Annotated in this window: 11 protein-coding genes; 6 read left to right on the top strand and 5 right to left on the bottom strand. The window is 46.9% G+C overall.

The window, feature by feature from the left end:
* Positions 1 to 28 precede the first annotated feature (28 nt).
* The gene (gene ascF, locus FCL49_RS14615; RefSeq protein ID WP_174354132.1) at positions 29 to 1,480 is read left to right on the top strand and encodes a PTS cellobiose/arbutin/salicin transporter subunit IIBC; all 1,452 of its coding nucleotides are present in this window, start codon (positions 29 to 31) and stop codon (positions 1,478 to 1,480) included.
* 27 nt (positions 1,481 to 1,507) lie between these two features.
* Complete coding sequence (locus FCL49_RS14610) at positions 1,508 to 2,938, top strand: 6-phospho-beta-glucosidase (RefSeq protein ID WP_174354131.1); 1,431 nt, start codon at positions 1,508 to 1,510, stop codon at positions 2,936 to 2,938.
* A 75-nt stretch (positions 2,939 to 3,013) separates the two neighbouring features.
* On the opposite strand, the gene FCL49_RS14605 is transcribed toward FCL49_RS14610, so the two are convergent.
* Together FCL49_RS14605 and FCL49_RS14600 are read right to left on the bottom strand one after the other, a co-directional pair.
* Complete coding sequence (locus FCL49_RS14605) at positions 3,014 to 3,433, bottom strand: putative T6SS immunity periplasmic lipoprotein (RefSeq protein WP_174354130.1); 420 nt, start codon at positions 3,431 to 3,433, stop codon at positions 3,014 to 3,016.
* 100 nt (positions 3,434 to 3,533) lie between these two features.
* Positions 3,534 to 3,962 carry a putative T6SS immunity periplasmic lipoprotein gene (locus FCL49_RS14600; RefSeq protein ID WP_174354129.1) on the bottom strand — a complete coding sequence of 143 codons (429 nt, stop codon included), beginning with the start codon at positions 3,960 to 3,962 and terminating at the stop codon, positions 3,534 to 3,536.
* A 411-nt stretch (positions 3,963 to 4,373) separates the two neighbouring features.
* On the opposite strand from FCL49_RS14600, the gene FCL49_RS14595 reads away from it, so the two are divergent.
* From FCL49_RS14595 to FCL49_RS14580, 4 genes are all read left to right on the top strand, one after another.
* The gene (locus FCL49_RS14595; RefSeq protein ID WP_254611087.1) at positions 4,374 to 4,700 is read left to right on the top strand and encodes a hypothetical protein; all 327 of its coding nucleotides are present in this window, start codon (positions 4,374 to 4,376) and stop codon (positions 4,698 to 4,700) included.
* Positions 4,701 to 4,867: 167 nt separating this feature from the next.
* Positions 4,868 to 6,298: a DNA cytosine methyltransferase gene (locus tag FCL49_RS14590; RefSeq protein ID WP_174354127.1), complete on the top strand. Its 1,431-nt coding sequence runs from the start codon at positions 4,868 to 4,870 to the stop codon at positions 6,296 to 6,298.
* A gap of 8 nt (positions 6,299 to 6,306) precedes the next feature.
* Positions 6,307 to 6,780, top strand: a complete 474-nt coding sequence (locus FCL49_RS14585) for a very short patch repair endonuclease (RefSeq protein WP_174354126.1) — start codon at positions 6,307 to 6,309, stop codon at positions 6,778 to 6,780.
* Positions 6,781 to 7,094: 314 nt separating this feature from the next.
* Positions 7,095 to 8,336: a type II restriction endonuclease gene (locus tag FCL49_RS14580; RefSeq protein WP_174354125.1), complete on the top strand. Its 1,242-nt coding sequence runs from the start codon at positions 7,095 to 7,097 to the stop codon at positions 8,334 to 8,336.
* A 207-nt stretch (positions 8,337 to 8,543) separates the two neighbouring features.
* Here FCL49_RS14580 and FCL49_RS14575 read toward each other — a convergent pair whose 3' ends face one another.
* From FCL49_RS14575 to FCL49_RS14565, 3 genes are read right to left on the bottom strand one after another with little or no spacing between them, the layout of a single operon-like run.
* Entirely contained in the window at positions 8,544 to 8,984 is a 441-nt protein-coding gene (locus tag FCL49_RS14575) for an EcoRII N-terminal effector-binding domain-containing protein (protein WP_174354124.1), read from the bottom strand.
* Entirely contained in the window at positions 8,984 to 10,807 is a 1,824-nt protein-coding gene (locus tag FCL49_RS14570) for a DEAD/DEAH box helicase (protein ID WP_174354123.1), read from the bottom strand. Before FCL49_RS14570 ends, FCL49_RS14575 begins: the two co-directional genes overlap by 1 nt.
* A complete protein-coding gene (locus FCL49_RS14565) occupies positions 10,804 to 11,628 on the bottom strand; it encodes an HNH endonuclease (protein WP_174354122.1) in 825 nt (274 codons plus the stop codon). Before FCL49_RS14565 ends, FCL49_RS14570 begins: the two co-directional genes overlap by 4 nt.
* Position 11,629: the final 1 nt, after the last annotated feature.

The following is an 11,629-nucleotide window of genomic DNA, read 5'->3' as shown; positions in this document are numbered from 1 at the left end:
AATTCCTATCTAAAGAGACGATAATTCCATGCCGAAGAATTACGCAGAGATCTCACCCGCTATCGTGAAGGCGCTGGGTGGCCTCACCAATATCGAAGCCGTTACCCACTGCATGACCCGCCTGCGGTTCGTGGTGAAAGACAAGGCGCTGATCGACACCCCGGCGCTGAAAGCCATTGATGGCGTATTGGGCGTGGTGCACAGCGGCGAGCAGTGCCAGGTGATCATCGGTAATGAAGTGTCGAAGGCTTATCAGGCAGTGCTGGCGCTCGGTATGCCGGGGGCGACACCCGCCGCCGCCCCGGCAAAACGCAAAATCACCCTGAAAGGCATTGGCGCCGGCATTCTCGACGCCCTGATCGGCACCATGTCGCCGTTGATCCCGGCCATCATCGGCGGTTCGATGGTGAAACTGCTGGCGATGATCCTGGATATGTTCGCCGTGTTCGACAAAGGCTCGTCGACCCTGGTGATACTGAACGTGATTGGCGACGGTGCGTTCTTCTTCCTGCCGGTGATGGTGGCCGCCTCTGCGGCGCTGAAATTCAAAACCAACATGTCACTGGCGATCGCCATTGCAGGGGTGCTGCTGCACCCCAACTTTATCGACCTGATGGCCAAAGCGGCGCAGGGCCAGGCGGTGGAGTTCGCCTACATCCCGGTGACGGCGGTGAAATACACCTATACGGTGATCCCCGCGCTGGTGATGACCTGGATATTGTCGTACATCGAACGCTGGGTCGATCGCATCACCCCGGCGGTGACCAAGAACTTCCTTAAGCCGATGCTGATTGTGCTGATTGCCGCGCCAATCGCGATAGTGTTTATCGGCCCGGTCGGTATCTGGATCGGCAGCGGGATTTCGGCGCTGGTGTACACCGTGCATGGTTATCTGGGCTGGCTTTCCGTCGCCATTATGGGGGCCATTTGGCCGCTGCTGGTGATGACCGGCATGCACCGCGTATTCACCCCAACCATCATTCAGACCATCGCCGAGACCGGCAAAGAGGGCATGGTGATGCCTTCGGAGATTGGCGCCAACCTGTCGCTCGGCGGCTCTTCGCTGGCCGTGGCGTTCAAAACCAAGAACCGCGAACTGCGCCAGACCGCACTGGCCGCTGCCGCCTCCGCCATTGTAGCGGGCATTTCCGAACCGGCGCTGTATGGCGTGGCAGTACGGCTTAAACGCCCGTTGATCGCCAGTTTGATCAGCGGCTTTATCTGCGGTGCCGTCGCCGGTATCGGCGGGTTGGCCAGCCATTCGATGGCTTCGCCCGGCCTGTTCACCAGCGTGCAGTTCTTCGACCCGACCAACCCGATGAGCATTGTCTGGGTCGGCGGCGTGATGGTGCTGGCCGTGGTGCTGTCGTTCGTGCTCACGCTGCTTTTAGGCTTCGAAGACATCCCGGAAAGCGAAGCAACCCAAACCGCGCCCCCGGCCCCGGCGACGAATACCGTTAACGCCGCGAATACCCAATAGAACACTATTTAAGTTACAGAGGATTTCATGTCTGATTCGACATTCCCGCAAGGGTTTTTATGGGGCGGTGCCTTGGCCGCCAACCAGTCTGAAGGTGGCTATCTGGAGGGCGGTAAAGGGCTGACCACGGTCGACATGATCCCGCATGGCCCCAACCGCATGCCGGTGAAACTGGGCCTGGAGAAGCGCTTTACCTTGCGTGAAGACGAGTTTTACCCCAGCCACGACGCGATTGATTTTTACCACCGCTACCGCGACGACATTGCGCTGATGGCGGAGATGGGCTTTAGCGTATTCCGCACCTCCATTGCCTGGAGCCGGATTTACCCCAAGGGCGACGAGCTAATGCCGAACCCGGAAGGCATCGCCTTCTACCGCAGCCTGTTCAAAGAGTGCCGCAAATACGGCATCGAGCCGCTGGTGACCCTGTGCCATTTCGACGTGCCGATGCACCTGGTGACCGAATACGGCTCCTGGCGCAGCCGCAAAATGGTGGAGTTTTTCACCCGCTATGCCCGCACCTGCTTCGAAGCCTTTGATGGCCTGGTGAAGTACTGGCTCACCTTCAACGAGATCAACATTGTGCTGCACAGCCCGTTTTCCGGTGCCGGGCTGGTGTTTGAAGCAGGCGAGAACCCCGAGCAGATAAAATACCAGGCGGTGCACCACGAACTGGTGGCCAGCGCCCTGGCGACGCGCATTGCGCATGAAGTGAACCCCGCCAACCAGGTGGGCTGCATGCTGGCCGGCGGCAATTTCTACCCCTGGTCCAGCAAGCCGGAAGACGTGTGGGCCGCGCTGGAAAAAGACCGCGAGAACCTGTTCTTTATCGATGTGCAGGCCCGAGGCAGTTACCCCTCTTACTCTGCCAGGGTCTTCCGCGAGAAAGGCGTGAGCATCGTGATGGAGGAAGGCGACGCCGAAATCCTGAAGAACACCGTCGATTTTGTTTCCTTCAGCTATTACGCCTCGCGCTGCGCTTCTGCCGATATGAACGACAACAACAGCAGCGCCGCCAACGTGGTGAAATCCCTGACCAACCCGCATATTCCGCGCAGCGACTGGGGCTGGGGCATCGATCCGCTGGGTTTACGCATCACCATGAACATGATGTACGACCGTTACCAAAAGCCGCTGTTCCTGGTGGAAAACGGCCTGGGCGCACACGACGAGTTCAACGCCGACGGCGAGATAGTGGACGATTACCGCATCAGCTACCTGCGCGAACACATCCGCGCCATGGCCGACGCCATCGCCGACGGCGTGCCGGTGATGGGCTACACCACCTGGGGCTGCATTGACCTGGTGGCGGCCTCGACCGGGGAAATGAGCAAGCGTTATGGCCTGGTTTATGTCGACCGCGACGACAATGGCAACGGCACCCTCACCCGTACTCGCAAGAAGTCTTTCTGGTGGTACAAACAGGTTATAGCTAGCAATGGTGGGGACTTGGGGTGATGGGGTTGGGGGTGGTGAGCTGACTCTAACTTCGGAGCTTTCGGAGCCTGGGTTTCTCAGGCTCCAGCGTTGGACTTAACGCGAGGTCGGCAATGCTTCGACCTGCAAAATCCCGTTCGATTGATTGACCGAGAATTCGGTTACGAACTCGCGAGCAAAGGGAAAATCACCCGCCTGTTGTTTTTTAGGGGATATCAGTTTCACTGAAAAATGATATTTCTGCCCTGGAGCAAATACGTAGCCTTCATCGGGGGTGCATTGGTTGGGCGCGATTTCACGCAGCGGTTCGAAGAATTTGAAGTCACGATTTTGCGCTTCATCCAGCCGATTAATCGAGATGCCTTCTAACTTCTCATCACCTTCAGGTATCACCGTCACGCATACTGCACCATCACGCAGAGTGACGGTTGCGGGGTAGTCGACGGGAATCCGATCCCCCATCGAAGGACAGCCTGCGAGCAGGAAAGGTAACGAAAGTATAAAAATCCGTTTCATAATTACCTCTGACGTAAAAACTTAGCTAAAACCTGCTCGTACTGTGAGCGAATTTCATTGGTTTTGGGGCCAATATGCGCCCGCTAGAACGCCCCTTATTTTATGGGGCACCTTCCTGTGCGACGTTTTCAATATCGTAGCCGCCATTGAGTTTTTTCACTTTGAAGTGAGCAATAAAGGCTCTGGCAGATGCATCCTGCAGGTTTTCTCGTTTATCTATGGGAATAAAATTCAATCTCATGCTGTACAGCTGGTTTTCCTGAAACGAGTAATCGCCTTGAGTTACACAAATCCCCTTTTTCGGATCCTGATTAGCAACTTCGATCAGCTTCTCACCCGCATCACTGCTGATATAGACCGTATCTGGTTTTTCGTTTTCTTTCGGTAACGGATAGATGCAGATATCGCCATTATCTTTAGCATGGGCTGTTATCGGGATATCAGGCGCATAACGTCGGTCGAGACGGTCACCCACGCAAGCACTTAGCAAAATTACGCCGACTGTCGTGAACAATAAATTACCCTTCATAATATTCCCTTAGTCATAAGCTGGGATATTAAATATATAATCAATGAATATATAGATAATGCTTTAACACCCGAGGTTACTACGAATAACTGCGAGCTGCATTCCAATCCAAAGAGTAAATCAGCTGTAATTCCATACAGGTTATTCTTTCATTTTGGCGATAGAGTTATAGTTTTCGGGCTGCGTCAAAATACGTAGCCGGAGTTAGCGTTCCGAATCCCCCAACCCTGTCCGAATATGATATAAATTCGGGCATGCCGATGCGCACCCAAACAATGGTGGCTCGGGTGGTGCTTCCTTCGGGAAGGCCGGGATCCGTTGGGGCCGGTACGCTAACGCCGCTCGAGCTACCACCCCGAGTTTAGCGTCTCTTCTGGTAGCGGTATTTTTCCCCCAATGGAAATGACCGATATGGAAAACATCAGCCAACATATAGATTCAGAAGCAGCTACAAGCACCGTAACTCTCTATCGAGAGCTGTTCAATCGAATCGATTTGCATGAATTAACATCATCACAACTTCTCGATCTGGCAGCATTGTCGGCAGAACAAACTGAAGGTCTATGCAATGGATTGATGCTTTTCAATGACCTTTTGCAGACAAACCCACAGTCCAATACCTTCGACTGGGAGCTGCTAAATAGTTATCTGAATGCAATCGCGCACCTGCTTCCTGCTCTATGTAACCTACATGGCCGGGCATTGAGAGAAATGGAATATCACGAAGTCATAAAGTAACGTTCTGACTTCATTCGAGCATGGTAGGTTTTCAACCTGCCCTGTTGTATCTGGCCCAAACCACTCATTTACAGCCATTGCACTGGATATTTATCCAGACACCTTTTCAACTGGGTATAATGAGTGATAGGCTATCACTAAATCATTCCTAATTTGGAAGAGTCATTATGCAAGAGTTGCATGAACGTGCAAAAAATCTTCGCGTCGAAGCAGAACAACAGCAGTTAATCCAGCAGGAAGAAGATAAGGCACTCGTCGAAAAACTGGTGGGAATTTACGATCAGAAAGCCATCGCTGAGCTTCTGCGTGAGGTCAGTGGTGGCAGCGAATGGACAAGAGAGAGCCTCAATCGCTGGCTCAAAGGAAAAACACCACAGAAAGTTCTGACAGAAAGAGAGGTGGTGCTATTGCGGTCAATGTTACCAAAACCCTCGCCGTTTCACCCTAACTATAAGTTTCGTTTTATCGATCTGTTTGCAGGTATTGGCGGTATTCGCAAAGGGTTTGAAGAGATTGGTGGGCAATGCGTCTTTACCAGCGAATGGAACAAAGAAGCAGTCCGCACCTACAAAGCTAACTGGTACTGTGACCCAGCACATCATAAGTTCAATTCGGATATCCGCGAAATAACCCTTAGCGAAAATGATGATATTTCCGTTCAGGAAGCATATAAAAATATCGATAAAGAAATCCCTGATCATGATGTTCTGTTGGCAGGTTTTCCATGCCAACCGTTTTCCCTTGCAGGTGTATCAAAGAAGAACTCTCTGGGGAGGGCTCACGGTTTTGAGTGTGAAACCCAGGGAACACTATTCTTTGACGTAGCTCGAATTATTGCTGCTAAAAAGCCGGCAATTTTCCTCCTCGAAAACGTCAAAAACCTTAAGAGCCATGATAAAGGGAAGACCTTCAAAATTATCATGGAAACACTGGATGAGTTGGGTTACGAAGTTGCTGACGCTCAGGCTACTGGCGCTAGTGATCCTAAAATCATCGATGGGAAAAATTTCTTACCTCAACATCGCGAACGTATCGTACTGGTTGGCTTCCGTCGTGATTTGAATATTCATGGTGATTTTTCTCTCAAGAACTTGAGCCAGTTCTTCCCGAAGAAAAGGCCGTCATTTGGTGAGCTTCTACTCGACGATGTTAAGCCAAAATATATTCTGACAGAGCATCTATGGAAATATCTTTATAACTACGCCAAAAAACACCAGGCAAAAGGTAATGGTTTTGGCTTTGGTTTAGTGAATCCGAAAAATGAATCAAGCGTTGCCAGAACGCTATCAGCCCGTTACCACAAAGATGGCTCTGAGATCTTGATTGATCGAGGCTGGGACATGGAACTTGGTGAGAAAGATTTTGCAGATCCTGAAAACCAGGCCAATCGACCTCGCCGTTTGACACCAAAAGAATGTGCCCGAATTATGGGATTCGAGACTCCAGGTGGAGCAGACTTCTACATCCCAGTATCAGATACTCAGGCGTATCGGCAGTTCGGTAACTCCGTTATTGTGCCAGCATTCGCAGCCGTAGCTAAGTTACTAGAGCCTTACATTGTTTTAGCTGTTTCAAAAGATAAAAGTGAAGCTGCATGAGGTAAATCATGGCTGACGTACACCCCCCCTCAATCAGAAGCAAGAACATGAGGGCGATACGTAATCAAAATACAGCCATAGAGAAATTGTTATCCCGGGTTCTGGATGAAGCCGGGATAACTTACCGCACCCAAGTTTCTGATCTTCCAGGCAAACCTGACTTTGTTATTGATGATTATAAAGCCATAATTTTCGTCCACGGCTGTTTCTGGCATCGTCACAACTGTTACCTGTTCAAAGTACCCGCAACAAGAACCGAGTTTTGGTTGAAAAAGATCGATTCAAATGTCAGGCGGGATAATGACGTCACCCGACTACTGACAGAACAAGGCTGGCGTGAATTGATCATCTGGGAATGTTCTCTGAAAGGCCGAATAAAGCTTTCAGCTAATGCATTATCAGAAAGGATTGAAGAATGGCTATGCGCAAGTGATACTCATGCTGTGATCGATTCCAAAGGAATTCACCAATTAAATAATTAGCATCGTAATACTCCCGTCAAGTTAATTTCCCTTCTCAAGAAAAACTAAAAACTTCACCTTTCATCATCGACATCTATTCAATAACATGGATAATTAATCTTTAATTATGAGTTAGATTACACAACTCATGGGCCTCCTATGTGAGCGTCAGGTAACTTAACTTCATAGTTAGTTAACGAAGAATTTTATTGGATAACTGGCATATCCATATCAGAAAATTCCCCGTTACAGATTTCAAAACTGCCCTGCCCGACCATACAAATGCACTCTAGTGCATGTAGATCCACTGCTTATTCTATAACCGGAAAATTACTATGAATCAGATACTAAGGGACATTTTTCATGTCGCGGCCGGGAAACATTTGAGTGCTGTTGATGCAGACTCGTCCCGTTCAAACCAGCATGAGATCGGTGGATTGGTTAAAGTGGGGTTTGGAGAAGTGCTGGGTAAACCGGGGAAAACTGAAACGTTTGAATTCGCCTGTAAGATGGTCTATTTCAATGATGAAATGGAAGACCCACTTATTGTGGATGATCGTGTCACTTGGTATGACTCTCGTCGCCGCTCACCTACACGTTCACCTGAATATCGTCTTTATTACCATGATAATTCTGTCACAGAGCTTCTCCAGGAAGGTGACTTTTTTCTAATAGCACTACAAGAGAATGGCACTCTCCTTATGTGTTTTTCACCAGCAGGCACCAATATAGAAGCACAGCTTCGAAACCTATTCGGACTGACTGACGAGCTAAATGAAAGCTTTCAGCCCTCGAAAATTGGAAATAAAAAACTTCCACTCCCCGTGCAAATGCTGCTCGAACAACTTGGTGTCACCTTTGAACCAGGGCAGGAAGGTGATGAGGAACTATTGGCATTTTTGCTCGAACGTTATCCAAACGGCCTACCCAAATCCAACGAGTTCTCCGAGCTTGCTCGCTCACGTAAACCTGCAGCCCCTCTTGAAGACCCAGATGATGCGTTGATGGTCTGGCTGACAGAAGAAGAACATCTGTTTAGAACCTATGAACGACATTTAGTCCGTGCACGATTACTGCAAGGTTTTGGGGATGATGGTGGTGATGTTGACGCATTTGTTGGTTTTTCGTTGAGCGTCCAAAATCGTAGAAAGTCGCGCGTAGGTTTTGCTTTCGAGAATCATCTGAGCCATCTTTTTAAACTGCATGGCTTGCAATTTGAGAAGGGTTCATCAAAAAACACTACAGAGAATCGTTCAAAACCTGATTTTCTATTCCCTTCTTTCAAGGCTTATCTCGACGATAACTTCCCTGAAGAAAAGCTGTTTCTACTAGGTGCGAAAACAACATGCAAAGATCGTTGGCGTCAGGTTCTGGCCGAAGGTGATCGTGTTACAACTAAATATTTGGTAACTATTCAACCTAGCATCAGTGTCAATCAATTATTTGAAATGAAAAATAAATCACTACAGTTGATTATTCCTTTACCTATTTGGGAAACATACCCAGAAGGCTCTCAACAACAACTAACGAGCATTTATTCATTTATAAATAAAATAAAATTACATAATAATGTATAGATTTATAAAAATATTATCCAGTTTTTAATATTTCACTAATAGTTATATGAAACTTAACTTAATCGGCAACAAAAATTAGCACCCCACTCTTGCTGCCGATTGCCCCATACATAACAAACAATGTTATAACCACGAACCGAAACGCAACATAATACATTAATTTAAAGTATGCAACACCACTCTTATAGAGTAAAATAAAGACAAAAACTAATGAACACGGCGCCAACTGGTTCTTATTTTTATTCTAACACTTACTTCCTTATCTTCAACTACACTAAGATCATTATTTTTATTTATAACTCTAATAGTGTAGTGCGTTGAGTTCATTTCTTTTGATATTTCAAAAGTATCATTTTCTTTAGCATTTACATCTCTAAAGTAATTTGTCATATGCGTTATTCGGTATTCATTCCTAGTTCCTTTAGGATCATGAATTTTATTATTATAATAAACAAACCGAAATTTTCTCCCTATTCCATTTTCATCAATCACTTCTATCCATGCATCCGGATTTTTAATGGATGGATCAAGAAAAGGCAGAAAAGTAAGTAGTTCCGAGTTGGTTTTTGGAACCAATATTCCCGCCTGATGAGCTCCTGTAGTGCCTACATCATTTGCACTAAGTACCTTACTGAATATTTTTTTCATTATATACTCCTTGGAGATATTTCTAGCGCACGTTTGAGATCTATGGCATCCCTGGTAGAAACAGGAATGCTTTCATTCGCTAGTTCGCTTTTCCACTGTGAACGCTCGATCATTATTTCCTCAACAGTATCTTTGTAGAAAAGTCGGAAGATAGTGACTGGCTGTGTTTGACCTCGACGATGAGCTCTAGCGCTTGCTTGCGCTTCCAATGCAGGATTCCATACGGGTGTAAAATGAATAACTACTGTTGCAGCCGTGATATTTAGGCCTGCACCGGCGGCTTTTGGATTAAGGATCAAACATCCCGGACAATCACTAGCCGAGAACTCGTCGATTATCTTCTGTCGTATATCCTGAGGAGTGCTGCCATTAATCGCCCCCCAATAAACCATTGAGTAATCTACAAAGGCCTCTCTCAATAAGTCTCCTATCCTGTTAAAAATAGAAAAAACTATAACTTTTTTCCCATTCAAAAATGCTTCTTCGAGAAGAGTAATTGTCCGTTCCATTTTAGGAGTGATAAAAGGAGATGTATGCGAACGTATAATTTCCGCATTATCTCCATTTAGGTCACTCTCACAATTTTGCTGCCGGAGCCAAGGATGTGCACAGAATAACTGTAATTGAAGCGTAGCAACCAACGCCCCAGCAATAGGGTAATTTGCAAAAGTAGTTTCGCGGACATACAAATAATCATTTGATAACTGTTCGTCCAACTCAAGTGGAACATCAATATCGAGTCTTTCAGGAAGATCACTAGCAACATCCGCAACCCTGCGCTTTAATATTATGGGATCAGTGAAGCAACCAACCGCTTGGGCGGATTCAATACTATCAGGGTAATTTAATTCAAACTCATCACGTTTCCCAAGCAACCCTGGGATTGCAAAATCAGTCAATGACCAAAGATCTAACAGCCTATTTTCTACTGGAGTGCCCGTCATTGGGATAGTTCGTCGACGTGGTATCTTAGCTATAGCTTGACGCCTCTTCGAATCTGGATTTTTTATGGCCTGTGCTTCATCACAGATCACCCATGACCATTCGAAAGAAGAAAATAAAGAAATATCATTAACCATCGTATCATAAGTAGTAATTACGACATTTGCTCGTTGAAGTCCACTATAGATTCCAGTTCTTTCTGGCCCGCGATGAACCATCACAGATATATTTTTTGCAAAACGAGAAAACTCTCTGACCCAGTTTGCAATTAAACTAGTTGGACACACAATCAGTGCTGGCGCTTCATTATCAGGTGGTTCAATTAACAACAATGCAATTATTTGGATAGTTTTCCCAAGACCCATTTCATCTGCAAGAATAATTCCTCCCGTATGGTAAAGCGTTTCCCACATCCAGCCAACACCACGTGCTTGATAAGGGAAAAGCGTAGCTGTCAGGCCTGGTATTTTAATTTCTTCGCTAAAATCATTAGCCGTGATCTGACCTGCCTTGAGAAAAATTTCGTCAGGTTCAATGCCTATTGCATAATCTTTTCTGCGCAAAAGTTGAATTGCAAAACTGTAGGAAATATTTTCAGGATCAGAACCTTTCATTATATCTGAGAATAAGTACACAGCATCCCGCGGAAGAGGGCGAATTATAGTTCCATCTACCACCCATGAATGATAAATAGTTGGCGCCCTAAAAATACTTTTGGCTCCCCTAACAACACGCATTCCCGCAAGTTGCACCACGGTATTCATTTCAGACTTGCTGATGATAATGATCGGATCGAGGAGACGTTCAGAAATAGTGAAACCTTCAGGAGCAACTTTTCTAAGTTCCTCTATAGTATGCGGCAAGTGTGTAAAATCGGTCATAACAGTGTCACCTTCATCAAACTTCTGAGCTCCTCGATCCCAAAGGGATATGGACGCCTTGAATGAACCGCACGATGGCAGTTTGGACAAATAGGCACTAGATCGACACGAGGATCGTAAGGTCGCGGTTCTGTAAGCGAAGCCAAAGGTTCTAGGTGATGAACTTCTATGATAGAGCCAGCCTCTCCATACACCCGCCTTGGTTCACACCCGCAGATCACGCATTTCTCACCATAAATGCGAATGCATAGGAGCCGATTACGTGGATTTCGCTCTCTACGTTTCACTACTGATTGCGAGATTCCCCCCTCAAAAATAGGGATTTCATTATCTGAAGGTTCATCAATGACGTCGTATCCTATGAGTTCAGCCATGGCTGCCATCATTGGTACAATAACATCATGACAAGTGGCAATAACCGATGCATCTTCTAATGGTTGTTCAAGATCTCGAATTTTTGCTGTCATCCGGAAAGTACCGTTTGAGACACTCCACTCAGTAATATTTTGCCCAGAGACTAGAACCACAATATCCTTACGAATCGAAGCTACTAACGCACGAGCCAACTGAATGTCTTCCGAAGACGCATTTTGAATTTGTCTTAGTACCACTCCAGAAAACTTTCCGAAAGTTAAATCTATACGATGTCCCTTTAACCCATAGGGACGGAGTTCTGCTAGGGGACCGTGGTTCTCGTCCAGATCGTCAAACCAGATTCGAAGACCACTACGCAATCCACTAAGATCAACCGCAGCAGCGATCCTCGCACCAGTACCTTCTTCCAATTCTCTTACAATCAGTTGCTTCTTTTCTGTAAGCATC

It is taken from the genome of Serratia proteamaculans, from assembly GCF_013337185.1.
GTDB lineage: Bacteria > Pseudomonadota > Gammaproteobacteria > Enterobacterales > Enterobacteriaceae > Serratia > Serratia proteamaculans_D.
Note: the sequence above shows the minus strand (reverse complement) of the source record. Positions and strands in the feature narration are given on the sequence as shown.